Source organism: Chromobacterium sp. Beijing (assembly GCF_021496765.1).
Lineage (GTDB): Bacteria > Pseudomonadota > Gammaproteobacteria > Burkholderiales > Chromobacteriaceae > Chromobacterium.
Window position 1 is genome coordinate 3,695,293 of record NZ_CP053750.1, and the last position, 25,172, is coordinate 3,720,464.

Annotated in this window: 19 protein-coding genes; 6 read left to right on the plus strand and 13 right to left on the minus strand. The window is 68.1% G+C overall.

All coding sequences use genetic code 11. The features are described 5' to 3' along the window. Nucleotides 1-43: 43 nt before the first annotated feature. A complete protein-coding gene (locus HQN78_RS17185; protein WP_235089853.1) occupies nt 44-793 on the minus strand; it encodes a ComEC/Rec2 family competence protein in 750 nt (249 codons plus the stop codon). Continuing rightward, nucleotides 679-2,313: a ComEC/Rec2 family competence protein gene (locus tag HQN78_RS17190; RefSeq protein ID WP_235085125.1), complete on the minus strand. Its 1,635-nt coding sequence runs from the start codon at nt 2,311-2,313 to the stop codon at nt 679-681. Before HQN78_RS17190 ends, HQN78_RS17185 begins: the two co-directional genes overlap by 115 nt. Before the next feature lie 320 nt (nt 2,314-2,633). Between HQN78_RS17190 and HQN78_RS17195 the strand changes: the two genes are divergently transcribed. Both HQN78_RS17195 and HQN78_RS17200 read left to right on the plus strand, forming a co-directional pair. Then, entirely contained in the window at nt 2,634-3,221 is a 588-nt protein-coding gene (locus tag HQN78_RS17195; RefSeq protein WP_048415544.1) for a phage tail protein, read from the plus strand. 80 nt (nt 3,222-3,301) lie between these two features. Continuing rightward, the gene (locus tag HQN78_RS17200; protein ID WP_107801161.1) at nt 3,302-3,634 is read left to right on the plus strand and encodes a hypothetical protein; all 333 of its coding nucleotides are present in this window, start codon (nt 3,302-3,304) and stop codon (nt 3,632-3,634) included. Between the two features lie 84 nt (nt 3,635-3,718). Here the strand turns inward: HQN78_RS17200 and HQN78_RS17205 are convergent, their stop codons facing one another. The 6 genes from HQN78_RS17205 to HQN78_RS17230 all read right to left on the minus strand — a co-directional run bounded on the left by HQN78_RS17205 (nt 3,719) and on the right by HQN78_RS17230 (nt 16,563). Further along, nucleotides 3,719-4,255, minus strand: a complete 537-nt coding sequence (locus HQN78_RS17205) for a GNAT family N-acetyltransferase (protein WP_107801162.1) — start codon at nt 4,253-4,255, stop codon at nt 3,719-3,721. 199 nt (nt 4,256-4,454) lie between these two features. Then, nucleotides 4,455-6,563, minus strand: coding sequence for an HlyD family efflux transporter periplasmic adaptor subunit (locus tag HQN78_RS17210; protein ID WP_235085127.1), 2,109 nt, complete (start codon nt 6,561-6,563; stop codon nt 4,455-4,457). Between the two features lie 2 nt (nt 6,564-6,565). Beyond that, entirely contained in the window at nt 6,566-7,897 is a 1,332-nt protein-coding gene (locus tag HQN78_RS17215) for an efflux RND transporter periplasmic adaptor subunit (RefSeq protein ID WP_107801164.1), read from the minus strand. A gap of 7 nt (nt 7,898-7,904) precedes the next feature. Beyond that, complete coding sequence (locus tag HQN78_RS17220; protein ID WP_227106332.1) at nt 7,905-8,672, minus strand: efflux RND transporter periplasmic adaptor subunit; 768 nt, start codon at nt 8,670-8,672, stop codon at nt 7,905-7,907. After that, entirely contained in the window at nt 8,669-10,087 is a 1,419-nt protein-coding gene (locus tag HQN78_RS17225; protein WP_235085130.1) for a TolC family protein, read from the minus strand. Before HQN78_RS17225 ends, HQN78_RS17220 begins: the two co-directional genes overlap by 4 nt. Before the next feature lie 158 nt (nt 10,088-10,245). Further along, nucleotides 10,246-16,563: a DUF4347 domain-containing protein gene (locus HQN78_RS17230; protein ID WP_235085132.1), complete on the minus strand. Its 6,318-nt coding sequence runs from the start codon at nt 16,561-16,563 to the stop codon at nt 10,246-10,248. 509 nt (nt 16,564-17,072) lie between these two features. Here HQN78_RS17230 and HQN78_RS17235 point away from each other — a divergent pair. Then, nucleotides 17,073-17,855: a class I SAM-dependent methyltransferase gene (locus HQN78_RS17235; RefSeq protein ID WP_107801167.1), complete on the plus strand. Its 783-nt coding sequence runs from the start codon at nt 17,073-17,075 to the stop codon at nt 17,853-17,855. Here HQN78_RS17235 and HQN78_RS17240 read toward each other — a convergent pair. The 3 genes from HQN78_RS17240 to HQN78_RS17250 are packed head-to-tail and all read right to left on the minus strand — an operon-like array spanning nt 17,827 to nt 19,906. After that, on the minus strand, nt 17,827-18,180 hold the full coding sequence (locus tag HQN78_RS17240) for an antibiotic biosynthesis monooxygenase (protein ID WP_235085134.1): 354 nt from the start codon (nt 18,178-18,180) through the stop codon (nt 17,827-17,829). The two genes, HQN78_RS17235 and HQN78_RS17240, sit on opposite strands and share 29 nt — an antisense overlap. Further along, nucleotides 18,177-19,283 carry a hypothetical protein gene (locus tag HQN78_RS17245; protein WP_235085136.1) on the minus strand — a complete coding sequence of 369 codons (1,107 nt, stop codon included), beginning with the start codon at nt 19,281-19,283 and terminating at the stop codon, nt 18,177-18,179. The genes HQN78_RS17240 and HQN78_RS17245 overlap by 4 nt, the downstream gene beginning before the upstream one ends. Then, entirely contained in the window at nt 19,280-19,906 is a 627-nt protein-coding gene (locus tag HQN78_RS17250) for a DUF6058 family natural product biosynthesis protein (protein WP_235085138.1), read from the minus strand. Before HQN78_RS17250 ends, HQN78_RS17245 begins: the two co-directional genes overlap by 4 nt. An 80-nt stretch (nt 19,907-19,986) precedes the next feature. Here HQN78_RS17250 and HQN78_RS17255 point away from each other — a divergent pair, with 80 nt between their 5' ends. Further along, nucleotides 19,987-20,706, plus strand: a complete 720-nt coding sequence (locus HQN78_RS17255) for a helix-turn-helix transcriptional regulator (RefSeq protein ID WP_235085140.1) — start codon at nt 19,987-19,989, stop codon at nt 20,704-20,706. A gap of 510 nt (nt 20,707-21,216) precedes the next feature. Here the strand turns inward: HQN78_RS17255 and HQN78_RS17260 are convergent. Further along, nucleotides 21,217-21,666 (minus strand): hypothetical protein, encoded by a 450-nt coding sequence (locus HQN78_RS17260; protein WP_235085143.1) that lies wholly within the window; start codon nt 21,664-21,666, stop codon nt 21,217-21,219. Nucleotides 21,667-22,812: 1,146 nt separating this feature from the next. Here HQN78_RS17260 and HQN78_RS17265 point away from each other — a divergent pair. Together HQN78_RS17265 and HQN78_RS17270 are read left to right on the plus strand one after the other, a co-directional pair. Further along, on the plus strand, nt 22,813-23,367 hold the full coding sequence (locus HQN78_RS17265; protein ID WP_235085145.1) for a cysteine hydrolase family protein: 555 nt from the start codon (nt 22,813-22,815) through the stop codon (nt 23,365-23,367). A 21-nt stretch (nt 23,368-23,388) separates the two neighbouring features. Continuing rightward, entirely contained in the window at nt 23,389-23,775 is a 387-nt protein-coding gene (locus HQN78_RS17270) for a VOC family protein (RefSeq protein ID WP_235085147.1), read from the plus strand. On the opposite strand, the gene HQN78_RS17275 is transcribed toward HQN78_RS17270, so the two are convergent. Then, nucleotides 23,699-25,165, minus strand: coding sequence for a lipid II flippase MurJ (locus tag HQN78_RS17275; protein WP_235085149.1), 1,467 nt, complete (start codon nt 25,163-25,165; stop codon nt 23,699-23,701). The genes HQN78_RS17270 and HQN78_RS17275 overlap by 77 nt on opposite strands. Nucleotides 25,166-25,172: the final 7 nt, after the last annotated feature.

Genomic DNA, 25,172 nt, shown 5'->3' on the forward strand with positions numbered 1-25,172 from the left:
CGGAGCCGCCGCGGCGTTCGCGCCCGAGCCGGCCCGTCCGGACTCACGGCGGCTCGCCGCAATCGCCGCGCTCGCGCCAGTAACGGCGCTGACTGTCGCGCCAACAGCTCCACTCCACCCCTTCGCCGAACTCCAGCGTCAAGGCGCCGTCCAGATCCGTGCGCAGCTCCGCGGCGCCGGCCTCCTCCGCCCGCCTCAGCACGGACGGATGCGGGTGGCGATAACGGTTCAGATAGCCGGCGCTGATCAACACCACCTCCGGCCGCGCCGCCGCCAGCCAGGCCGCCCCGGTGGCGGTGCGGCTGCCATGATGGCCGGCGGCCAGCACCGTGCTGCGCAAGCGCAGATCCGGCCGGCCCGCCAGCGCCCGCTCCGCCGCCTCAGGCGCATCGCCGCTCAAGAGCAGCGCATGGCTCGCGCCCGCCACCCGCAAGATGCAGCTGCGCGCATTGGCGTCCTTGGCCGGAACGCTTTCCGGCGGCCCCAGCACGTCAAAACGCACCCCGTCCCACGCCCAGCTCTGTCCCGGACGACAGCCTTCGCCGCTCAAGCCCAACTCGGACAAGGATTCCGGCTGCCCCGCCCATACCCGGCCCGGCGGCATGGCGGCGGCCAGCTCCGCCGCCGCGCCGTCGTGATCGCTGTGGCGATGCGACAGCATCAGGCCGTCCAGCCTCCTCACCCCCAGGCCGCGCAGCTGCGGCAACACCACTCTCTCGGCCCCGCCTGGGCCGGTGTCGAACAACAGGGCGCGACTCCGGGTCTGCACCAGCACCGACAGGCCCTGGCCCACGTCCAGCATGGTGGCGCGGAACGCGCCCTCAGCCGGCGGCGGGGCCGGTAGAGCAACATCGGCAGCAGCATCAAGGCCGCCAGTCCCCGGCCGGGCACGCCGCGCGGCGCGATCAGCCACGCCGAGCCCAGCAAGGCCAGCAAGAACAACGGCAAGGGCGTTCCGGCCAAGGGCAGGACCGGCGCTTGCGCCAGCCTCTCCACGCCCCAGTAAAAGCCGCGCGCCAGCCAGGCCGCCCCATGCAGCGGCCACTCCAGCGGCAGCAAGACGGCGGCCAGGGCCAGCGGCGTCAGCAGCAGCGACACATAGGGAATGCCCAGCGCGTTGGCCAGCGGCGACACCAGCGGAATGCCGCCGAACCACCAGACCAGCGGCGCCAGCGTGCACACGCCCGCCGCCCACTGCCCGGCCAAGGCGGCCCGCCACTTGCCCGGCGCGCGGCGTCTGGCGATGGTGCTGGCCATCAAGGCCGCCACCAGGCCGAAGGACAGCCAGACCCCGGGCGCCAGCACGCAGAAAGGATCGATCAGCAACACCACCGCCAGGGCCAGCCACCAAATGCGGAACGGCGACAGGCCGCGCCGCAGGCACAAGGCGGCCAGCCCCACGCCCAGCATGAACAAGGTGCGTTGGGTCGGCACCGAAAAACCGGCGAGCAAGGCATAGGCCGCCGCCGTCAAAAAAGCCCCGCCGGCGATCAGCAAACGCGGCGGAAGACCGAAGGCCGGCAGCCTGCGCGCCAGCCAGGCCAGCGCCGCCGCGGCCAGGCCCGCCAGCATGGTGATGTGCAGGCCGGATATCGAGATCAGATGCGTCAGGCCGGTGGCGGCGAACAGCCGCCAATCCTCCCGCGCCACGCCTTGCTGCGCGCCCACCGTCAATGCGGCGATCAGCGCCGCTTCGCGCGACTCGCCCAGCACCCGCTCGATGCGCGCCACCAGGGCGGCGCGCGCGCGGTCCACCCAAGCCAGCGGCGCGCGGCCGTCCTCCAAGCGACGCTCGCCCGCGCCCAGCGAGCCGCTGGCCAGCACGCCTTCCGACCATTGCCATTGCTCGACGTCGAAACCGAAGGGATTGGCCCGCCCGCGGCTGCGCTTGAAACGGGCCTCGGCCCGCCAGCGGCTGCCCGTCGGCCACTCCCGCCGGCGAAAATCCGTCAGCCTCACCGTTGGCGGCAAGTCCACGCCCGGCGTCAGCGTGCGCTCCACCTCCATGGTCAGGCGCGTCCCGTACTCGCCGGGCTGCGGCAAGCCCCGCACCTCGCCGACGAAGACGATGGGCCGTTGCTGCCAATCGGCCGGCAATTGCTGCGCCATTCGGCTGTCGGCGCGCCAGGCGGCGTAGCCCAGCCCCAGCAGAAAAGCCGGCGCCAGAGCCGCCCAAGGCCGAGCGCGCGACGGCAGACAGGCGGCCAGCGCCGCCGCGCCCGCCGCCAGGCCCAGGCAAGCCGTCGCGGCGGGCAAGGCCGGCAAGACGGCGCACGCAGCGATGCCGCACAACACAGCGATCAAGACAGGCATGCCGGCATCTTAGGCGGCGATGCCGCGGCACCGCAATCTATTAAATACATTCACTAAAGCGCAGCGAATAGACCATGCCGATCGAATTTTTTATGATCTCGGAACGCACCCATAGCAGATGAAACGGGAAAAAATAACAAGTACAAATGCGTATTGCATTAACGAAGCGCTGGACTACACCTAGGACAAGCGCTTTCGAAACCCCCGGCCACCGCGACGCCTCGCCAGGTCCAGGCGGCGCCCAAGCGCGGCAGCCTGCCTCTCTTTCACATGACTTTCCATCTGGCAGCCGCCAGACGGTTCACTCGCAGGAGGAATACATGGACGCATACATGGGCACCATCACGGTCTACGGCTTCAATTACGCGCCGCAAGACTGGGCGCTGTGCCAGGGCCAGACCTATCAGGTATCGCAGTACGAAGCCTTGTACTCGCTGCTGGGCACGCTCTACGGCGGCACCGCGTCTCAAAACTTCAAGCTGCCCAACCTGACCGGCCGCATGGCCATCGGCACCGGCCCCGCGCAGCCCGCCTATAATCTGCCGGCCTACAACCCCGGACAGTTCGGCGGCACCCAGAACGTGGCGCTCAGCGTGGCCAACCTGCCGGCGCACTCCCATACCGCCACTTCCATGGCGGTGACCTTCCACGCCGCCGGCACGCCGACGCCGGCCACCCCGGCCAGCGCGCCCAGCTCCAGCAACCCCTATCTGGGCGCTTCCGGCGCCGGCACCGGCCTCGCCACCATCTGGTCCACCGCGCTGAACAACCCCGTGTCGGTGCAAGGCCTGTCCGCCACCGGCAATACCGACCTGACCGGCGGCAACGCTCCGGTCAGCGTGCTCAACCCCTTCCTGGCGCTGAATTTCTGTATCGCTATCAACGGTCTGTATCCGGTTCGTCCATAATCACAATACGCGGCCTACCGCCGCTTCCGGCCGCCTCTCCGCCGCAGGGGCGGCGGCCGTTGCCTTCAGGGGACATCGCCATGCTCGCCACCGTTCAAGCCGAAGACTTCATGCATCTGCTCGGCAAGCACTGCATCTTCCGCAACCCGCAACATCCCGATATCGCGCTGCAAGTGCAGGCCGTCAAGCTGCGGCCGCAGGCGCAATCGCCGCATCAGACCGCGCGGCGCACCCCCTTCGTGGTGGAATTGGCCGCCGAGGGCGCCACCGAGCTGGCGGACGCGGTGGGCCAGCTGGAGCTGCCCGCCACCGAGCACAGCGATGCCATTCGGCTGGATCTGGTGTGGATAGGGCGGGTGATTCCCGCCGGACGCGATCCGGCGCTGGCCTACTTCCAGCTGCCGTTCAATTGAGCCGGCCCGCCGACAGCCCGTGGGCGGCCGGCGGACGGATAAAAAGGACGAAGACTCCGGCCGGGCGGCGCGCCCGGTGAAATATTACAAACCCGCCCGCGCCTCGCCCTGCGGCGAATGGCGCTCGGGCCGCCACACCAGCTTGTCCGCCATGTCGCCGGCCTCTTCCAGCACGAATCCCAATTGGTGATAAAGCCGGCGCGCCTGCACATTGCTGTGCCACACCACCACCGCCAGCGGCGCGCGCACTTGCCAGGCCGCCTGCTGCAAGCCCATCAGCACCTCCTTGCCGTAACCCAGGCCGCGCGCTTCCGGCACCATGGCCAGAAAGATGATGCGCACCTCGTTATGGCCGAAGTCCACCATCACCACGCCGACGTTGGCCCCGGTTTTCTCGATGACGAAGTGCATCGCGTCCGGGTAGTTGTCGCCTGCGCCGCGTTGCAGCACCTGGTATTGCTGCTCCTGCACGGTGCGGATCAGTTCCTCCTCGCCGTCTATCAATTGCAGGTCCGGGCGGGCGCTGCGGTAGAGGCCGGCGATGAAGGCCTCGTCGTGGTGTCGCGCCGGGCGCAGATGCAGGCCTTCGGCCAGCGAGGACGTGTTCAAGAATGAGGACATGGCGAACGGCTCCTTTCCAAAACCTGTTATGGGGCGCGCCGGCGGCGCGCCCGTTTCGTTCTACGCGCATGCGCGCGCAAGGTCTTGCGAATCAGGCGAAACCCGGTCTTAAGGCCTGTTCAGTCTCCGCCGAAGGCATGAGCTTTCCAGGCGTCTCCAGACCGCTTGCTATCGGCCCCCAGCGGATCGCGAACAGCGTCTACAATCCGGCCTCTCGACGGAACACCGCCAACAACTGACGCCACCCTCGTTCCAGCAAGCTGTAGCGCTCCCCCCGCAAGCGCGCCACGCCGGCCAGCTCCCGCAGCGGCGCCGCGCCTCGCTCGCAACGCTCCAGCCGCACGCGGAAAGTGGCGGCCAAGGGCACCAGGCCGCGGTCGCGCTGTTCGGTGGGAATGGGGCCGCCGTAGGTGGAGGCCAACAAGGCCTGATCCAGCAGCGGCAGATTAAGCCGGTCGATCTGGCCCAGCCGGCATTCCACGCTCCAGAACTCCCCGCCGTCGGCGACGAAGCGGGCGACATGGCCGGGCTTGAGCCCGCTCAGCGCGGCCTCGTCGACAAAGGCTTCGCCCTTGACCCCGTCCGGCCCCACCACGTCCAGCAGATGCTCGCCCTCGGCCAGCGCGGTGCCGGCGCGCAGCGCGTCGCTGAGGTCCACCACGCGGCCGGCGAACGGCGCGGCGAGCGTGAGCCTGGCCATCTGCTGACGCAAGGCGGCCACCTGTTCCTGCGCCACCTGCCATTGCTTGCGCAAGGCCGGTCCGCGCTGTTGCAGCTCCAGATCGAACGGTTGCTGCGCGGTCTGCCAGGCCAGGTCGCGCTCGCGGGCGTCCGCCAGCGCCAGCTGCGCCTCCAGCATCGGCGAGCTGAGCCTGGCCATGATCTGCCCCGCCTTGACCAGCTGGCCGTCGCGCACCAGGACTTCCGCCACCTCGCCCGTCGCCGGCGCGTACAAGCCCTGCGACTGCAAAGCGCCCAACACCGCCGGGCTGGCCACTTCGCGCTGCCACGGCAGAATCAGCGCCAAGCTCAGGATCAGCAGCGCCGCGGCGCTGCGGCGGGTTTCGCGGCCCCAGCGCAGATCCGCGCGGCGCTGCCACCACACCATCAGTTCGCCGACCACGGGGCGGGCGATGAACCAGCCCAGCTCCACCGCCAGCAACAGAATGCCCAGGGCCTTGAAGAACAAGTGGTAGACCAGGAAGGCGATGGAAAGAAACAGCACCAGCCGATACAGCCAGGTGGCCCAGGCGAACAGGATCAGCCCGCGCCGCCGCGCGTCCGGGAAATGTTCCGGCACCGGATCGTCCAGGCCCAGCAGCGTTTTGCGCAGCCGCCAGCGCGCCAGCGCGAAGGCGCGATTGTGCAGATTGGGCAGGCCCAGGTAGTCCGCCAGCAGGAAATAGCCGTCAAAGCGCATGAAGGGGCTGGCATTGATCGCCAGCGTCGCCAGCCAGGTGGTGGTGGCCAGCAGAAAAACCCCGGCGCGCAGCGGCCCGTCCGGCAAAAAACTCCACAACAAGGTGGCCCAGGCGGCCAGCACCAGTTCCGCCAGCATGCCGGCGCCGCCGATCAGCAGCCGCTGGCGGCGTGAATCCAGCTTCCAGGCGTCGTTGGTGTCGGTGTAGAGCACCGGCATCATCACCAGAAAGGCCACCCCCATCGCCGGCACCCGGCAACCGAAATGGCGCGCGGTCAGTGCATGGCCCATCTCGTGCAGGATTTTGGCCAGACTCAGCGACAGGCCGATGCCGATGGCGGCGCTGACGCCGCCGTAGGCGGAGAAGGTGTGGGTGAACTCGTCCCAGCGCCGCGACACCAGCGCCAGCGCCAGCAGCAGCACCGCGCCCATCGCCAGCCAGAAGCGCGGATGGAACAGCCAGCCGGTCCACGGCAGCAGGCGATTGAGCAGGGCTTCCGGCCGCAGCAGCGGCACCCGGAAAAACAGATAGTTTTTCAACAGCCACATCGCGCGGCTGGGCCGGTTGGCCTCGCGCAGCTGCCACAGCCAGCCGTTCTGCTCGGCGCTGGCGGCCTGCAGCAGTTGATGGCGGGACAGGAAGAGCAGCACGGCCTCGATATCCTCGGCGCCCAACTGCAGCGTGGTTTCGGCGTTGACGGCTTGCAGCACCGCTTCGGCGGTGCCCAGCGGCCAGCGCGACAGGATTTCGAAACTGGCCCAGCCCAGTTGATAGAAGCGGTGGGCGCAGGGGTCGTGCAGGGTCCAGCTGGGCGCGCCGTCGGCCAGCGCCGGGCCGGGATGCAGCGTCAGTTCCTGACGCAGCGCGGGCAAGGCGGGGGATCTCATGTTCACCACCCCAGCCATTGCCGCGCGGCGGTCAGCGGCCGGCGCAGCGCGTAGTAGATCAGCGGCACCCAGTCGCCGTAGACGCGGGCGGTGCCCATCTGCCCCAGCCGCGGCTTGTCGCCGCCGACGAAGCGGGCTTGCAGCCGATAGGCGAGCAGGCCGCCCTCCACCGCTTCCGCCTTGTAGGCGACGCGGAGGATTTCCGCGTCGTAGGACTCGGTGGGAGAAGCGTTGGGATAAAGGGTGATCTTGCCGCCGGGCGCCACGTCTATGGCTTCCGCCGCCGGCAGCCAGGCGGCCAGTTCCACGTGGGCGGGGTCGGCCAGCGTCATCACTTTCTCACCCACCGTCACCGCCTTCCCCTGCCAGTCGTTGCGGTCGGAAAACACCACCACGCCGGCGCTGGGCGCGGTGACGTGCAGCCTTTGCAGCTCCAGTCCGGTGTACTCGGCCGCGATGCTTTTCTCTTCCAGCTTGGCGCGGTCCTGCGCCATCGCCAGCTTGCCCTTGTCGTCGGTGACCGCCAGCTGGGCGCTGGCGCGGAAGCTTTCCTGCGCTGCGTCGCGCTCGCGCGCGGCCATGGCGAACTGGCCGGCCAGCGAGGTGGCGTCCAGATCGAACAAGGGATCGCCGGCCTTGACGCGCTGATTGGGCTGCACCTGGATGCGATCTATCACCCCGCTGAGCGGCGCGCGCAGCAGCACCGGATTTTGCGGCGCCACTTCGCCGCGCGCCAGCACGCTGAGGCGTATCGGCATGCAGGCCAACAACAGCGCGGCGATGAGCAGCCGCCGCTGCTTGCGGCCGGGCCGCAGCCATTGCCCCGCCAGTTCCCGCCAGTTGCGCCGGGGCGCGAAGCGCAGCAGCGCGTGGCCGTAACCGTGGGCCAGCTCTTCCGCCAGCTTGCGCTCGTAATCGCTCCACGGCAGTTCCCGCGCCAGCAGCCAGGCGCCCTGCTCGCCCAGGCGCAGCCACAGCGCGTGGGCCGGCAGCCAGGACGACCAGTCCTCGGCCAGCGCTGCGGGCAGATCGCCGGCCTCAAGCAAGCGGCTGTCCTGCCCGACTTCCGGCCCGCCGGATTCCGCCAGATGGCGGAACAGGCGGGACAGCCACTGCATATAGGGCGCGGTGGGGTCCAGCTCGGCCAGGCCGGACAGCGCCGTCACATGGCGATGCAGGCCCTCGCGCCAGACCGCCGACTGGCGGTAGGGCAGCAGTTGCTGGCTTTCGTTGACGATGATGAAACCCAGCTGCTCGGCGCTGACCGCGTCGCGTCCGCGATGCAGCAGCTGCAGCAGGCCGGCCAGTTCCCGGCTTCTATCGGCGTGCCCCATGCACGGCCTACTTGAAGCTGGCCCAGCCGCTCATCCCCGGCAGCAGGCTGGCGCCGTTGCCCTCGATGACGCCCACCGCGAGGATGGACTGGCTGACCGGATCGATCTGCGCGCCCAGGCGTTCTATCCTGGCCGGGAAACTGGCGCCCAGTTCGTCCACCGCCACGGTGAACTTGCTGCCGGGCTTGAGTTTGGCCAGCCATTTGGACGGCACCAGCATGCGCAGTTCCAGTGAGCCGGAATCGACGATGTCCAGCACCGGGTTGCCGGGGCTGACGTATTGATGCACGGCGGCGATGCGGCGCGCCACGCGGCCGTTGAACGGCGCGCTGATCACGCATTTGCCGACTATGGTCTGCATATAGCTGGCGTCGGCGGCCGCTTCCTTGGCCTTGCCCTGGGCCTGGGCCACGTCCAGCGCGCCGGCGGAATTGAGCTTGGCCAGCTGGTTGTTGACCTTGAGCAGCTGGCTGGCGGCCTCCAGCGAAGCCTGGGATTTGCGCAGCTGGGCGCGATAGCTGCCGCAGTCGAACTGCACCAGCGCCTGACCCTTGCTGAAGCTGGCGCCCTCAGGCACCGGCAAGGCCGCGATCTTGGCCGCCACTTCGCCGGACAGGGTGACGGCGTTGCGCGCCATCAGCTGCACGCGGATGCGGCCGTCGCTGGCGTTGGTCACCGGCGCCGCCGGCGGCTTGGGCTTGGCCGGCGGCGTGGCCGCCTGGGCGCAGGCGGCCGCCAGCAGGCAGGCCGCGGCCCTCAGAACCGTCAACTTCATGGCTTGCTCCCCGCCACCTGCCCCTGCCAACGCGTTTCCGCGCCCTTGAAGGCGGCGGCCAAAGCCGGCAGATCATAGCTGGCGGTGCTTTCCGGCAACGGGTCCATCCCCAGGCTGGAACCCATCTGGCCGTAGGCGTTTTGCAGATCGCCGTAGCTCTGGTACAGCCGCAGCGTGGAGAACACCGCGTTGGCGTCGGCCAGGATCGCCGGCAGGCGGCCTTGCACGCCGCTGTCGGTGGCGTTGCGGTTCTGCACGTAGATGCGCTGTTCCACGTCGTTGAGTTCTTGTTCCAGCCCGAACTGGCGCGAGCGGCCTTTGAGATCGAGGTAGGCCACGTGCACCTGGGTCAGCACCGCCATGTTCAGCGCCATGCGCTGGGTCTTGGCCACTTGCAGCTGGGCGTCGGCGGCCTTGGTGATCGGCCCGGCGCTGAACAGATTGAGCAGGTTCCAGCTGATACGCAGGCCGGCGTCGCTCCAGGAGTTGTTGACCAGGAATTTATTGCTGTCGTAGTTCTGTCCGATGCTGAATTCCAGACCCGGCAGCAGCTTGGCGATGGCCTTGCGGGTTTCGGTGACGCCGATGCGTTCGTTGTAGCGCGCCTCGTTCAGCTCCGGCCGGTTCAGCAAGGCCATTTCTTCCATCTGCTCCAGCTTCAGGCCCAGCGTCGGGGTGGGCAGCCCTGCGGGCACCGCCACCTTGAAATCGGTGCCGGGCGGCACGTTCATGATGGCGGCCAGCTTGGGCTTGGCCTGGGCCAGCGCGTTGCGGATCATGCCCATCTGGCGGATCACGTCCAGCAGTTGGCGACGGTAGTTCAGCGCCTCCAGCGGCGCGCGCAGTTTCTGCTTCTCCACCTGCCGCGCGTCTTCCAGCGCGCGGTTGGTTTCCGCCAGCAGCGCGTCGATGCGGCCTTCCAGCTGCTGCGCGCCCACCGCCTGCCACCAGGCTTCGCGCACTTGCTGCATCAGCTGCTGCGCCACTTTGCGCTTGCGCTGTTGCAGGATCAGCATGCGGTCGGACTGCTGTTGGGCGGTGTAATAGCTGACGCCGAAGTCCAGCACGTTCCAGCTCAGATTAAGGTCGGCGGTATGGCTGCGCTTCTCCGAGGAGATTGACGGCACCAGCGATTGTTCGCCGGTGGCCACGTTCTGGGACGAGGACGCGTTGTCTTTGTTGCGGGCGGTGTAGCCGGCCGCCAGCGCCAGCTTGGGCAGCATGTCCAGGCTGGACAAGTCCAGTTGGCGCTGCGCCATCGCCTCTTCCATCAGCTTGACCCGGTAATCCAGGTTGTACTTCAGCGCGCGCGCCATCGCCTCTTGCAAGGTCACCGGCCCGGCCAAGGGCTCCTGGCTGCCGAACATGGCCTGGCGGTCCGCCGCCAGCATGGCCTGGCGGTCGCTCAAGCTCATCGGCGCGGGCGTGACCGCGCAGCCGGTCAAGGCCAGCGCCGTCAGCGCGGCCAGCGTTGAATAAACGCCGCGGCCGGCCCCTCCCCCTGTGTTGCTTTCTTCATATCGTCCCCTGTGCGGTTTGTTGGTTTAGTGGCTCGCCGGCTAGGACCTTGCGGTCAAACCGCGTCCTCCGCCTGCAGCCATCCGGCGATCTGTTGATCGAAGGCGGGCTTGCCGTGCTGGCGGAACTGCTCGTGCAGGGCCGGCTTGCCGGCCGCCGCTGCTTTTTCCGTCGCCGCGGCCGCCTGCTCGCCCGCGCCGGTTTTCAACTGCATATGGGTGACGCCGCGGTGGCCGTTCTGGTCGCTGACCGTCACTTCCAGAGACAAGGAACGGTTCCAGCCCGCCGGCGGCGTGCCGCTGAAACGACCGGTCTGCGGATCGAACTTCAGCCAGGCCGGCAGCGGCTGGCCATTGCTCTGCCGCACCTGGATGTTCAGCACCGCGTCCGGATTGCGGGTGATCACGGTGCCGGGCGGCAGGCTGAAGTTGAAACCCTGTCCGGCCACCAGCGGCCGCACGCCCAGATCCGGCATCACTTGCAACGGGGCGCCGGAGGTGCCGCCCAGATTGGAAACAAAGGGCAGGCCGGCGTTGCCGCGGCCAAACGGCTCGCTGGGCGTCGGCGCGAAGCGGTCCTGGCCGAAGGCAAGCTGGATGGGGTTGCTCGTCTGCGGCCCCGCCGGGCCCTGCGGCGTCGGCGCGGCGCCCGGCCCGTTGCCGTTGCCCGCGCCGCTCACCGCGGCCAGCACGATATTGGGCGTGATGGGCGCGATATTGATGACCGGCGCCGCATTGGGCGGCAGCGGCGCGTCCGCCGGCGGCACAGGCTGGATCGGCGGGGGCGTCTCTGTCCTTGCGCTGCGCAACTGGTAAGCCGGCGCCACCGTTTGCTGCTGGGTCACATTGCCGGCCAGGTCCGCCGCCGCGCCGGATTTGAGCGCCAGCGCCACCGAGCCCACGCCGCTGACCCCGGTCAATTGCACCACGTAGTGGCTGTCGCTGATGCGGACGATATTGCCGATGCCGGCGCTGGCGCTGCCGCTGGTGATCACGCTCAGATCGCCGGCGCTCAGGCCGACGATGGGTTTGTTCAACACCAGGTCGTAACGCAGGCTGCCGGCGACGCCGGAGGCCGGGTCCAAGCGGGTGAAGGACTGCGGCGCCGGCGCGGTGGTGTCCACGACAACGGTGAACGAGGCCGACTGCGCGCTGATGTTGCCGGCCGCGTCGGTGGCCGTGGCGCGCACGCTGTGGCTGCCGTCCGCCAGCGCCTGGCTCAGATTGAACAGCCAGACGCCGCCGCCGTCGGCGGTGGCGGTGCCCACCTGCACGCCGTCGATGAACACGGCCACCTTGCTGCCCGCCTCGGCCAGACCGGTGACGCTGGGGCGGTTGACGTTGGTGATGCCGTCACTGTGGCTGGAGCCGCTGTCGGTGGCCAGGCTCAGACCGGTATTGGCCGGGCTGTCCGGCGCCACGGTGTCCACCGTGATGATGTAGGCCGTCGATTGGCCGCTGGCGTTGCCGGCCAGATCAGTGGAGGTGGTGCGGATGCTGTGATTGCCGTCCGCCAAGGCGCTGCCAAGGCTGTAGCTCCACGCGCCGCTGCCGTCCGCCGTCGCCGTGCCCACCGCCGTGCCGTCCACGTACACTGTCACCGTGCTATTGGCTTCCGCCGTGCCGGTGACCGTGGGCCGGTTGTTGCCGGTGATGCCGTCGCCGTGATTGCTGCCGGTGTCCGTCCCCGTGCTCAAAGCCACGCCGGACGGCGCCGCGGGCGCGCTATTGTCTATCACCACGTTGAAGGCGCTGGATTGGCCGCTGCTGACGCCGCCGCTGCTGACCACGGCGGTGATGGCGTGCGCGCCGGAACTCAGGCTGGAGACAAAGCTGTAACTCCAGGCCCCGCTGCCGTCCGCGACCGTGCTATCAATGGGCACCCCGTCCACATAGATGATGACAAGGCTGTTGGCGATCCCGGTGCCGGTCACCGTGGGCGTGGCGTTGCTGGTGACGCCGTCGCTATGACTGCTGCCGGTGTCGGTGCCGCTGGTCAGGCCGGAGACGCTGGGCGGCATCAGCTGCAAGGCTATGTTGCGGGTGACCGCCGCGCTGTTCTTGGTCCCGTCGTTGACGGTGAAGCTGACGGTGCGGGTGGCGGTATTAGGCGAGCCGGCGGTGTCGATGTAAGTGACCGCGCGCAGCGCCGCCTGCCATTGCGCCAAGGTGGCCGTGGCGCCGCTGGACGTCAGCGTCAGCACCCCGGTGCCGGCGTTGTAACTGGCCGTGATATTGCCCATGGTGCTGCCGTTGTTGGTGAAGGCCAGCACGTCCTCGCCGCTTTGGAAGTTGCCGCTAATCGCCACCGTGGCGCTGGCCAGGGTGGTGTTGTCCAAATCCGACACGGTCAGGCCGCCGTCCACCGGCGTGGCGGCGCCGCCCACCACATAGGCCCCGGCGCTGCCGGTGGTGGTGGCGACAGGCGTTTGATCCGTGGCCGCCACGGTGACGGAACGCGTCGTCGCCGCGCTGTCCTTGCTGCCGTCGTTGACGCTGAAACTGATGGTGCGGGTGGCGGTATTGGGCGTCACCGCGGTGTCGGTGTAGGTGACCGCGCGCAAGGCCGCCTGCCATTGCGCCAGCGTGGCCGTGGCGCCGCTGGACGTCAGCGTCAGCACCCCGGTGCCGGCGTTGTAGCTGGCGCTGATGTTGCCGAAGGTGACGCTATTGGTGTTGCTGAAGGCCAGCACGTCCTGGCCGCTCTGGAAGTTACCGCTGATGGACACCGTGGCGCTGGCCAGCGTGGTGTTGTCCAGATCGCTGACCGTGATGCCGGAGTCCACCGCCACCGGCGTGGACGTGGTGTTGTCCCCCGCAGTGAAGGCCGCGCTGCCGCCGCTGGCGGTGGCGATAGGGGTTTGGTCCGTCGCCGCCACAGTCACCCCGCGGGTCACCGCGCCGCTGTTCTTGCTGCCGTCGTTGATCTGGAAGCTGACGGTGCGGGTGGCGGTATTAGGCGTCACCGCGGTGTCGGTGTAGGTGACCGCGCGCAGCGCCGCCTGCCATTGCGCCAAGGTCGCCGTGGCGCCGCTGGACGTCAGCGTCAGCACCCCGGTGCCGCTGTTGTAGCTGGCGGTGATATTGCCCATGGTGCTGCCGTTGTTGGTGAAGGCCAGCACGTCCTGGCCGCTCTGGAAGTTGCCGCTGATCGACACCGTGGCGCTGGCCAAGGTGCTGTTGTCCAGATCGCTGACCGTGAGGCCGGGATCCACCGCCACCGGCGTGGACGCGGTGTTGTCGCCGGCGGTGAAGACCGCGCTGCCGCCGCTGGCGGTGGCGATAGGCGTTTGATCCGTGGCCGTCACCGTCACCGAGCGCGTGGCCACGCCGCTGCTGGCGCTGCCGTCGTTGACCTGGAAGCTGACGGTGCGGGTGGCGGAATTGGGCGTCACCGCCGTATCGGTGTAAGTGACCGCGCGCAAGGCCGCCTGCCATTGCGCCAAGGTGGCGCTGCCGCCGCTGGAGCTCAGCGTCAGCACCCCGGTGCCGGCGTTGTAGCTGGCGGTGATATTGCCCATGGTGCTGCCGTCGTTGGTGAAGGCCAGCACGTCCTGCCCGCTCTGGAAATTGCCGCTGATGGACACCGTGGCGCTGGCCAGCGTGGGGCCGGCGTTATTGCTTACCGTGATGCCGGAATCCACCGCCACCGGGGTGGACGCGGTGTTGTCGCCGGCGGTGAAGGCCGCGCTGCCGCCGCTGGTGGTCACCACCGGCACCACCGCCACGCTGACGGTGGACGCCACGGCCAGCGTGGTGGTGTCCACGCCGCCGTTGCTGGTGCCGCCGTTGTCCTTGACGCTGGTCAGCGTCACCACCCGGTTGCCGATGGAGGGGCTGCCATTGCTGTCGCGATAGGTGATGCCGTTGATCACGCTGGCCGCGGTGCTGCCGGAAACGCCGCTGCTGCTGATGGACACCGTGGCGGTGCCGCCGGACACCGAGACGGTGACGCTCAGGCCGTTGCCGCTGGTGGTGACCGAGTTGCCGTTGGTCAGCGCCACATTGCTGCCGTCTATGGACAGGATTTCGCTGCTGCCGTCTTGCAGGCCGGACACGGTCAGCGTCAGCAGGATCACGCTCTGGCTGGATTCGACGGCGCTGACGCTGGCGCCGCTGAACACCGTCACCGCGGAGCCGCCCATCGTAAAGGTGGGATTGGAGGCGGTGGCGCTGCCGGTGGGCGCGTCGTTCACCGCGGCCACCGCCACCGTCACATTGCTGGAGCCGGTGCCGCCGCGGCCGTCGTTGACGCTGACGTTGATGGTGCGGGTGGCGGTGTTGGGATCGTTGCTGCTGTTGTTGTAAGTCAGCGCCGCCAGCAGAGTGGCCACCCGCGACGGGGTGGCGTTGCTGTTGAAGGTGACGATCAGATCATGGCCGCCCACCCCGTCGCCGTTGCTGGCGATCACGCCTATGCTCACGCCGCCCACCGTCACCACGCTGCCCACGCTGGTGCCGCTGGACAAGGACACCGAGCCGCTAGTGTCGACGCCCAGCACATCCTGGCCGCTCTGGCCGTTGGCGGAGATGTGCACGGTCAGATTGCCGCTGTTGAAGTTGGGGGTGTCGCTGTCCGTCACCGTGACCGCGGTGCCCACGTCCAGTTTCACCGCCCCGCCTTTCTCGGTGAAAGTGGGGTTGTCGCCGTTGAGGTTGCCTATCACCGGCGCGGAATCCGCCGCCACCGTCACCGTCTTGGTCACCGCGCTGCTGTTGATCGCGCCGTCGTTGATGGCGAAGCTGATAGTGCGGTTGCCGGTATTGGGCGACAGCGAGCTGTCGGAATAAGTCACCGCGCGCAAGGCCGCCTGCCATTGAGCCAGCGTGGCCGTGGCGCCGCTGGACGTCAGCGTCAGCACCCCGGTGCCGCTATTGTAGCTGGCGGTGATATTGCCCATGGTGCTGCCGTTGTTGGTGAAGGCCAGCACGTCCTGGCCGCTCTGGAAGTTGCCGCTGATGGACACCGTGGCGCTGGCCTGGGTGCTGCTGTCGGAGTCGGACAGGGTGATGCCGCTGTCCACCGTCACCGCGGTGCCGGTGCCGCTGCTGTAGGCGCTGGAGCCGCCGCTGGCGGTCAGCGTCGGCGCAAAGCCGAAATTGATGGCGTTGATGGCGCCTATGCCTATCATGCCCGTCACATTATGGCCGCTGGCCGCCAACACCCGGAAGGAATCGATGCCCTGGAAGGCGCTGTTGCCGGACACGTTGAAAGTCACCAGCCCGCCGCTGCCTTGCAGCGCGTCGCCCACGTTCAGCGTCAGCGTCGCCCCGCTGACCGCCACGCCGTTGATATAGCCGACCAATTGCAGATTGCCGCCGGAAGTGGCGGAGTCGTAGCCGTTCAGCACCACGCCGATGGAGTTCAAGGTAAAGCGGCTGCTGTCGTTGGACTTGACGCTGAAATAGGAGATGGGAATGGTGCCGTCGCTATAGCCGTCCACCGTTTCCGTGGTCACCGAGCCGGCCTTTTCGACAATAATCGTCTGGCCGCCATTATTGGTGGAGCCCAATTGCAACGTGAAATCCCAGCCCTGGAGGTTGCCGGCGCTCACGGTACTGCCTGAGGGGTTATAGGTGTTGCCGTCCGATGTGGTGAAATCAGTGGTGCCCGTCACCGGCCGCGCCAGCAGGGCGTCGTAGCTGAAATGCAAGGCATCCACGTCGATATGGCCGCTATTGCGCTCCAGCGTCCAGTCGCCGCCCAGGCGCGCCGCGCCGGTGGCGTCGGTGGACGCGGCCACGTCGGCCTGAGTGTAGCGGGACAATGCGCTGACGAAGGCCGCGCCGCTGCTGCCGGCGGCGATGTCGCAGCCGTAGAGCAGGATGTCGCCGTCGGCGCGCAAGGATTGGCCTATTGTTTTCAGGTCCGCCTGGCGGCTGTCCAGCTTGGCCGTGGTCAGTTCCATGTTGCCCAGCATCAAATCCCCGCTCTGACCGTGGGAAATGATGTGGATGGCGGCGTAGCCATGGTGGGTTTTGGCCCACTCGGCGATCTGGCTCAGGCCGTCCTTGCCGGCGTTGAGCACCACCACCTCCATGCCGGCCGGCATTTGCGCCAGCAGGCTTTGGTAATTGGCGACATTGGATTCGACGAACACCACCTGCTTGGGCGGCGCGGTCGGCGCCAGCGCCGCTGCGAGCTTCTCCGCCAGACGCTCCACCGCGGCCGATCGCGGCGCTTCCGTCTGCGCCGGGCGTTCCGCCGGAAGCGGCGCGTCCGCATGCGCCGAGGCGGCGGCGGCCGTGGCGGCCGCCGCGCCGTCGAACATCAACCTGGGCTCCAGAGCCTGCAACAGCAGGCGCGAGCGCTTGAGAGCCGGTGTCTTCTTGTCACTGCCTTGCGATTGCCCCGCTGATTTCCACCACCCCATCACGCTCTCCCGGATTATTTCGGCTTAAGCGGCTGTTCAACATCTTGCGAGCAAGAGCGAGACAAGGCGAAGACGGCAGAGAAGGCGGAATGTACATACGGTACATAGGCCTTTCTTAAGACGTATCCGCCCGCTGACGCTTCACCAAGCGCAACAAGCATTGAACAGGCGCCAAGACCCAGATCGAACCACGCTTGCGACTACATCCCAAAAGCTGCTTAGCGGATTAGAACCTGTATCAAAGCAAAAATAAATGACAATTAAATAAATTCGAATCAGAACAACAGCGACACCGTAACAAACCGGGCAGCCGGCAAGCTGACAAAAGCTGTCAAGCGCGACCAAGAAGCCCCCTCTTTAAAAAATAGTTGTTCCTCACGCGAAGTAAGCTAAGTGCAAATACGTAGCACACATGATATTTGTTCAACATATTCAAAATCCCCCGGCTTGCCCTCGCCCGCCGCATCCCGTATCGTTCGTCCGCCGTCCGCCCATCCAAGGATTTCTCCATGCCCGCCACCCCGCTGTACTGCGCCCGTCCCGACCGCCTGGACGCCGCCCGCCTGTTGAGCCAGCGCTTCGCTCTGCCGCTGCTGGAACAACGGCCGGAGCAGGGCTATTGGCTGGAATTGGGCGAACAAAGGCTGGAACTGCTGACCACCGGCAAGCACGGCGCGGTGTATGCGGAATTCGTCGAGGGCGCGGCCAAGCATCGGCGCGAACAGGGCGGCGGCCGCGGCCAACCGGTGGCCAAGGCCATCGGCCTGAAAGGCGCCAAGGAACTGCCCTATGTGGTGGACGCCACCGCCGGCCTGGGCCGCGACAGCTTCGTGCTGGCCGGCCTGGGCTGCCGCGTCACCCTGGTGGAGCGCTCGCCGGTGGCCGCCGCGCTGCTGGCCGACGCGCTGGAACGCGCCGCCGGCCACCCGGACACCGCCGACATCGCCGCGCGCATGCATCTGGTGCACGCCAGCTCCATCGCCTGGCTGGCCGCGCTAAGCGAGGCCGAACGCCCGGACGTGGTGTTCGTCGATCCGATGTTCCCGGACACCGACAAGAAAAGCGCCGCCGCCAAGAAGGACATGCAGGCCTTCCAGCAGGTGATAGGCGACGATCAGGACAGCGCCGCGCTGCTGCAAGCCGCCATCGCCGCTGCCAAGAACCGCGTGGTGGTGAAACGGCCGCGGCTGGGCGCGGCCATCGAGGGCGTGAAGCCGTCCGCGGTGCTGGACGGCAAGTCCACCCGTTTTGATCTTTACGTGATCAAGGCCTTGCATCCAATTCAGGGCTGACGCCATCGGGCGCTTGCGCCCGCTCGTTCATCCCATAATCCCGCAACACCGCCGCCACCCGCAGCCGGTAATCGGCGAACAAGGCCTCCCGGCCCTGCCGCTGCGCCGCGCGGTGCGGCTCCAGCCGCCGCCAGGCCGCCACCGACGCCTCGTCGCGCCAGAACGACAGCGACAACATCTTCTCCGGCCGATTCAGACTGACGAAGCGCTCGATCGACAGGAAACCGTCCGCCTCCGCCAGCTCCCGCCCCAGGCGCTCCGCCCAGCCCAGATAACCATCCCGGCCGCCTTCGGCCAGCTCCACCTCGAAAATCACCGCAATCATTCCGCTCTCCCTTTCTCGCCATAAATGCGCACCCGCGCGTTGGGCAGCCGGCGAAAACGCGCCGCCGCCGTCAAGTCTTGCCAATCCGGCTGCGCCGCCGCCAATGCCACCAGGCCGCCGCGCGCAATCTCCAGCGCCAGCGCCCGGCCCGGGCAGGCATGCCGGCCGGCACCGAACATCAAGGCCTCGCCCGGCCCGGCCGGGCCCAAAGCCGCCGCGGCCAACACCACCAATACCGAAGCGCCGGCCGGCACCGTCTGGCCGCCATGGGACCAATCCCGCGCGACGAAACGGCGGGTGTTGTGCAAGACCGGGTCCCGCAAGGCCAGCCCATCCCACTCCGCCGCCGCGCCCGCCGCCAGCGGCCGGCCCTGAGCCTGATGCCAGACCGCGGCGGCGAACAGGCCGGCGCCGGCGTCCAGGCTCTGGAACAGCAGGCCGATCACATTCGCCGTCAGCGTCGCCTCATCCGGCGCCAATTCATTCTTCAGCTCAGCCAGCATGCCGCCGGCCTGTGGCAGCGCCTCCGCCACTCTCGCCTGCAAAGCCGTCAAGGCCTGCTCTCCGCGCTCCAGCGCCTCTACATCGGCATCCGCCGCCAACGCTTGCGCCAGCGCCACCACCTCCGCGACCAAGGCCGGCGCGTCCGCCGCCGGCAGACCCAACAAACCGGCCAGCGTCAGCACCGGCAAGCCCTGCGCCATCCGGTCCAGCACCTCGCCGTTCAAAGGCTCGCGCATCAGCCAGTCCCGCGCCAGGCTTTCCGCCAAGCGCCCTGCTTCCGCGCCCGCCGCCGTCGCCAAGGCCCGGCTCAAGGCCACCTTCAGCGCCGGATGGCGCGGCGCCTCGCTCATCCGCGCCCACAGACAGAACGTGCGCGCCAAGCCGCCATCGCCCAACTGCGGCGGCGCCGCCTGATCCAGCGGCCGCACCCGGCACTCCGGCGCGGCCAACACCGCCTGCGCCGCCGCGTGGCCGGCCGCCACCCACAAGCCCAGACCGGCATCAAAATACAGCGGCCGCCGCTGCGCCAGATCCCGGTAATAGGGATAGGGATGGGCGTGAGTCACCGCCGCCAGCGGGTCCAAAGGCCAGGCGCTCATGCCCCCTCCACCAGGTAAAGCCGCCGCGTCAGCTCCACGCAGCGGACGCGCGAACTAGCCGCCCGCTCATGCGGCGCAAACGGCGCCGCCACCCCGTCCAGCGCCGTCACCGCCCAGGCCAGGCGCTCGCGTCGGGCCGGGTCCAGAGCGGGCCGGCTTTGCCGCTCGGTCAGCGCGTCGATCCAGGACACCAGCGCCTCCTTCTGCGCAATCTCCCCCGGCAAGCCGGCGCGGGTGCACACCCCGTAGCCGCCGGCCAGGAAATCCCGCCACGCCGCCTCCCAATCCGGCTCCGCCTCGGCTGACGGCAATTCCAGCGCCGCCAGCCCGGCGCGCCACTGCCGGCCGAAACAGGCGCGCAGGCGTTCCGGATCGCCGTCCAAGGCCAGCGCCTGACCCAGCCAGCACAACATGCCCTGCGGATACCAGGCCGACTCCGCGCTCAGCGCCGCCGCGCCCATGCAGGACGCCGCCTCCCCGCTCAGCGTCAGCCGGTAGGACGGCCACGGCGCCGCGCCGGCCCGCTGCCAGCCGCGCAGGGTGTCCAGGCTCAAGCCGCTGCGCGCCAGCAAGGCCGGCTCGCTCAGAAAATGGCTATGCAGATAGCCCAGTAAATCCTCCACTCCCGCTCTCCTTGTTCAAGCTTGACGATGGGTTTATCGTAGCCGGCGGCATCCGCCAAAGTTTCAGCCGAGGATGAACCATGCTTGCAGCCCCGCACGACCGCATACCCGACATCAGCCGCCTGGCCAGCCTGCTGGCCGACCCCGGCCGCGCGCTGATGCTGCTGCTCTTGCAAGACGGCCGCCTCTACCCGGCCAGCGATCTGGCCCAGGCCGCCGGCCTGTCGCCGCAAGCGGCCAGCAACCATCTGGCCAAGTTGCTGCACGGCCAGGCGGTGCGGGTGGAACAGCGCGGCCGCCACCGCTATTACGGCCTGGCCAGCCCGGCCATCGCCCACGCACTGGAAGCGCTGTCCGTCGCCGCCGGCGAAAGCCGGAACGCGGTGCGTCCCAAGGGCAATGCCGACATCCGCCTGGCGCGCAGCTGCTACGACCACCTCGCCGGCCGGCTGGGCATCGCCGTCGCCGACTTCCTGCAACAGCAGCAACTGCTGCAACGGCGCGAGGAGCGCGAGTTCGCGGTGACGCCGGCCGGCGCGGACTGGCTGGCGGCGCAGCTGGACATTCAACTGGCCGGCATCGCCCGCCCGCGCCGGCCCTTGGCGCGCGCCTGCCTGGACTGGAGCGAACGCCGCGACCACATCGCCGGCAGCCTGGGCGCGGCCTTGTGCCAAGCCTTCTTGCTGCGCGGCCTGACCGAGCGCCGCAGCGACAGCCGCGCCTTGCGGATCACGCCGGCCGGTTACGCCTTCTTGAAACAGGAATGTGGAGTGGGCAGCGAGCAGTTGCGGGGGGATTAAAGCGGTTTGCGCGAGGGGCGCGGCGGATGAGTCCTTGGGCTGTGTCGGCGGAGGATATCCTCCCACCCAAGCAAACCATCCGCCCTAGGGCGGAGCGCAGCGATGCCCACGCGGCAACGCGATGGAACCGATGCTTGGACCTTGGCGGCAGGGTTTGGTGGGTATCGCCTATCGGCTCCTCCCACCCTACACATACCTCCGACCAAACCATCCGCCGTAGGGCGGAGCGCAGCGATACCCACGCGGAAATGCGATGGAACCGATGTTTGGACCTTGGCGGCGGGGTTTGGTGGGTATCGCCTGCGGCTCCACCCACCCTACAAGACCATTCACCGTAGGGTGGGTGGAGCGCAGCGATACCCACGCGGCAACGCGATGGGATCAATGCTTGGGTCTTGGCGGCGGGGTTTGGCGGGTATCGCCTATCGGCTCCACCCACCCTACAAATACCCCCGACCAAACCATCCGCCGTAGGGTGGGTGGAGCGCAGCGATACCCACCGCAAGACGCTTAGCGGTTTCGCAGCCGGATGCGGCGGAAGCGCGCTTCCAGGCTGAAGCGTTGTCCCAGCGCCAGGTAGATCTGGTGTTGGCTGTCTACATGGCGGTAGACCCGGACCCGGTCGGCGCCCAGCAGCATCATGATTTCCAGATAGTTGAAGAAGCCCATCCACTGGCCGCGTCCGTCGCGGTCGTCAAAATCGATGTCGCGCGCCACGCGGCTCAGCAGGCCTTTGCCGACGTATTCACGATTGTCCTTCAGCCATTGCAATAGGTGAGCCGCGCATTCGCGGCCGTAGGCGTGGTCGGCGAGGAGATCCTTGCTGGGCGTGGGCATTTGCCAGTAATGCCGATAGGTGCGCCCGGGGCAGAAACGAACAAAGGGAAGCAGGGCTTCCTGCTGTTCCAGCGAGTGCAGTTTGTAGCGGCGACGACGGGGGAAGTTTTGAGCGTGATGCATGGTGTTTCTCCTGCTGTGACACAAGATAAACCACCTGCCGGGGGAAGGCTGAGGTATTGGGCAGGCGCGTGGCAGGATTGGCGTACCGGGCTTAAACCAAACCGGTGAGTGCATGGCACTCTCCCACCATGCGCCTGCCAAATGGCGCGGCCATGGTAAAGCAGCCCGCGCTGTATCCAGCGAGGGCCAGTTGGTTTAAGCGGACGGGACGCCAATCCCGTGTGCCGCTTGTTTTGGCGGCAACGGGGGGATTGTTGCCGAGGGGGCGGTTGGGGTCAAGGTAGGGTGGTTGGTTTGCTTGAGCGTGGCTTACTAGTTGAGTGATCTGGTTTTGAATCCGCTGCGCGGATGATGGTTTTCATTGCCGGGGCTGCCCGGCAGGCAGGAAGGGGAACAACTCGGCCAAATTCCCTATCACTGAGCGAATCAAAGATTCGCACGTAGACACCCCAAAGGCCGCCCTGCAAGCCTGGCCTACGGCTTCCCGCCGGGTCCCGTCAGGCCCGAGGCGCGGCTGAACTCGCGATTTGCTAACGTCAAATCGCTCAAACAGGGCAGCCGCTTAAAACCTCGGGCCTGCCACCCGGCGGCAGGCTTGAAGGGACCAGGGGCGCGTCGGATACATGCTTTCTTTTAGGGAGCTGGGCTTATCCACAGACAAGAGCAATGGGGTCAAGTTATTCACAGAAATGACCCACTTCGCTAAACCACCTCTCTTATTCAAAAAAGACCACCTTGTGTAGCGCCCAAGTGTCCCCTCGGGGCGCGCCGGAGAAAAAGGGGTCTGCAAGGTTTTAAGCGGCTGCTTTGTTTGAGCGATTTGACGCTAGCAAATCGCGAGTTCAGCCGCGCCTTGCAGGCCCCTTTTTCTTCGGGGTTTCGCGTCCTGGGGGACGAGGGGGGATGGAAGGGGGCGGCGGCCCGCCCCCTCCCCGTTCGCCGCGCGGAAAGCGGCACCTAAATCATCATCCGCGCAGCGGACTCAACAGAAAAGCCCTCACAAATCACAGCGCAATCAAAGGAGGACACATCTCTCCGTGAAAGCAGATTCAACAAAGCAACCCTCTCCAAATACAGAGCAATCTATCGAACACCCCCGCCTCCCCTGCTACACTAAATCCCCGCCATGACCCCGGCATCCCCACCATGCACACCGCCCCCGCCCTCATCATCATCGACATGCAACAAGGCATGAGCCGCCCCGAAGCCGGTCCGCGCAACAACCCCCAGGCCGAAGCCAATATCGCCCAACTGCTGAACGCCTGGCGCCAGGCCGGCGCGCCGCTGGTCCACGTGCGCCACATCTCCCGCACCCCCGAGTCGCCGTTCTGGCCCGGCCAGCCCGGCGTCGAATTCCAGCCGGCGCTGGCCCCCCTGGCCAGCGAACACGTGATGGAAAAGAACGTGCCGGACGCCTTCGCCCACAGCGGCCTGGAACGCTGGCTGCGCGTGCGCGGCATCGAACAACTGCTCATCGTCGGCGTCAGCACCAATAACTCGGTGGAAGCCACCGCCCGCAGCGCCGGCAATCTCGGCTTCCGCACCCTGGTGGCCGCCGACGCCTGCTTCGCCTTCGACAAGGCGGACTACGCCGGCACCCCGCGCAGCGCCGACGAGGTGCACGCGATGGCGCTGGCCAATCTGGACGGCGAGTACGCCCATATCGTTCAATGCGCCGACATGCTGCGGCAGCTGCAATAAAACCTGATCAGGAGCCCAACCATGCAATTCGCCTACACCATTCTCTATGTCTCCGACGTCGCCGCCTCGCTGGCCTTCTTTGAAAACGCCTTCGGACTGAAGCGCCGCTTCCTGCACGAATCCGGCGATTACGGCGAGTTGGACACCGGCGCCACCACGCTGGCTTTCGCCGCCCACCCGCTGGGCCGCAGCAATCTGCCGGAAGGCTATGTGGCGGCGGACGCCTCGCCGCTGCCGCTGGGCATGGAGATCGCGCTGACGACCGACGACGTGGCCGTCGCCCACGCCCAGGCCTTGCGCCACGGCGGCGTTGAGCTGCAAGCGCCCTCGCTCAAGCCCTGGGGTCAGACGGTATCCCATTTGCGTTGTCCGGATGGGCTACTGCTGGAGCTATGCTCTCCGATCTAAAACGCCAGCCCAGCCCCAACAGCAGCACGACTCCGGCCAAGGCGGCCAGCGCCAGTTGCGGCCACGGCCCGGAGCCGCGCAGCGGGAACAAGACAAGCCCGGCGACGATCAGCGGCGCGCACGCCGCCGCGCCCTGGCGCGCCAGCCTTGACGGCAAGCCCTGACCCAGCCGGACGGCGAGCAGCGCGCCGGTCAGCCATACCCCGGCCAGGGCGGCCAGCGCCAGGCCGGGCAGGCCCAGCCAGCGCGGCAGCGTCAGCAACAGCGCGGCGCTCAGCGCGCTGCCGGCCAGTTCCACCGCCAACGGGCCGCGGGTGTCGCCGCCGGCGTAGCAGTAGCGCGCCAGCAGCGCGTTCCAAGCGCCGAACACAATGCCCGGCGCGTACAGCGCCAGCAGCAGCGGCAGCTCGCTCGCGGCCAAGCCGGCCGGCAGCAGCAGCGTCACCAGCGCCGGCGCGGCGCCGATCAGTCCGGCCGCCGCCGGCAGGGTCAGCAGGCCGCAGGCGGCCAGGCCGCGGTCCAGCAGCCGCAGCCGGTCCGCGTCCTGCGCGCCGCTCATCTTGCTCAACAAGACCTGGTTCAAACTCATCAAGGCGATCAGCGGCAGATTGATCAGCTTGCGCGCCAGATTCAGCAGGGTAATCGTCCCCTCGCCCAGCAGCGAGGCGGCCAGGCGCTCCAACAAGCCCAGGCCCTGGCTGGCGGCCCCGCTGGCCAGCAGCGGCCACAGCCGCCGCCAGACCTGCCGGACATCGCCGCGGCCGGCGCGCAGCCAGGGCCGCCAGCCCAGCCGCCAGTTGCCGGGCAGCAGCGCCGCCGCCATCAACCCGCTGCCGGCCAGAAAGCATTGCGCCAGCGTCGCCGCCGCCGCGGCCGGCCCGGCCCAGTACAGATAGAGCGCCGCCGGCAGATTGAACAGCAGCGAGCCCAGTCCGGCCAGCAGGAAGCGGCCCTGCGCTTGCAACGGCGCCGCCAGCACCGCCTGGGCCAGCAGGCCGGGCGCCAGCCAGGCCAGCCAGCGCAAAGCGGCGGCGGCCGATTCCGCGTGAGCGGCGCCGATGCCGGGGGCCAGCGCCCGCGTCAGCCACGGGGCGGCCAGGCTCAGCAGCGCCGCCAGACCCAAGCCAGCGGCCAGCCAGTGGCGCAGTTGACCGGCCAGCCAGGCGCAGCGCCGCTCCGGCGTCTGCGCTTGCCACAAGGGCAGCAGCGCGGCGGACAGCAAGCCGCCGGCCAGCAGAGTGCGTAAGGCTTCCGGCAGGAACATCGCCACCAGAAAGGCGTCGCTGCGGCCGCCGGCACCCCAGGCCGCCACCAGCAGCCACTCGCGGGCGAAGCCGGCCAGCAGGCCGGCCAGCGTGGCCAGGGTCAATAAGGCGGCGGGACCGAACATGGACTCA

What these genes read in the sequence shown, in the direction of transcription:
- HQN78_RS17245 (WP_235085136.1), bottom strand. Translation starts at nt 19,283, where the DNA reads ATGAGCGCCTGGCCTTTGGACCCGCTGGCGGCGGTGACTCACGCCCAT.
- HQN78_RS17275 (WP_235085149.1), bottom strand. Translation starts at nt 25,165, where the DNA reads ATGTTCGGTCCCGCCGCCTTATTGACCCTGGCCACGCTGGCCGGCCTG.
- HQN78_RS17195 (WP_048415544.1), top strand. Translation starts at nt 2,634, where the DNA reads ATGGACGCATACATGGGCACCATCACGGTCTACGGCTTCAATTACGCG.
- HQN78_RS17270 (WP_235085147.1), top strand. Translation starts at nt 23,389, where the DNA reads ATGCAATTCGCCTACACCATTCTCTATGTCTCCGACGTCGCCGCCTCG.
- HQN78_RS17200 (WP_107801161.1), top strand. Translation starts at nt 3,302, where the DNA reads ATGCTCGCCACCGTTCAAGCCGAAGACTTCATGCATCTGCTCGGCAAG.
- HQN78_RS17225 (WP_235085130.1), bottom strand. Translation starts at nt 10,087, where the DNA reads ATGAGCTTGAGCGACCGCCAGGCCATGCTGGCGGCGGACCGCCAGGCC.
- HQN78_RS17220 (WP_227106332.1), bottom strand. Translation starts at nt 8,672, where the DNA reads ATGAAGTTGACGGTTCTGAGGGCCGCGGCCTGCCTGCTGGCGGCCGCC.
- HQN78_RS17255 (WP_235085140.1), top strand. Translation starts at nt 19,987, where the DNA reads ATGCTTGCAGCCCCGCACGACCGCATACCCGACATCAGCCGCCTGGCC.
- HQN78_RS17230 (WP_235085132.1), bottom strand. Translation starts at nt 16,563, where the DNA reads ATGGGGTGGTGGAAATCAGCGGGGCAATCGCAAGGCAGTGACAAGAAG.
- HQN78_RS17190 (WP_235085125.1), bottom strand. Translation starts at nt 2,313, where the DNA reads ATGCCTGTCTTGATCGCTGTGTTGTGCGGCATCGCTGCGTGCGCCGTC.
- HQN78_RS17240 (WP_235085134.1), bottom strand. Translation starts at nt 18,180, where the DNA reads ATGATTGCGGTGATTTTCGAGGTGGAGCTGGCCGAAGGCGGCCGGGAT.
- HQN78_RS17210 (WP_235085127.1), bottom strand. Translation starts at nt 6,563, where the DNA reads ATGAGATCCCCCGCCTTGCCCGCGCTGCGTCAGGAACTGACGCTGCAT.
- HQN78_RS17215 (WP_107801164.1), bottom strand. Translation starts at nt 7,897, where the DNA reads ATGGGGCACGCCGATAGAAGCCGGGAACTGGCCGGCCTGCTGCAGCTG.
- HQN78_RS17260 (WP_235085143.1), bottom strand. Translation starts at nt 21,666, where the DNA reads ATGCATCACGCTCAAAACTTCCCCCGTCGTCGCCGCTACAAACTGCAC.
- HQN78_RS17265 (WP_235085145.1), top strand. Translation starts at nt 22,813, where the DNA reads ATGCACACCGCCCCCGCCCTCATCATCATCGACATGCAACAAGGCATG.
- HQN78_RS17205 (WP_107801162.1), bottom strand. Translation starts at nt 4,255, where the DNA reads ATGTCCTCATTCTTGAACACGTCCTCGCTGGCCGAAGGCCTGCATCTG.
- HQN78_RS17235 (WP_107801167.1), top strand. Translation starts at nt 17,073, where the DNA reads ATGCCCGCCACCCCGCTGTACTGCGCCCGTCCCGACCGCCTGGACGCC.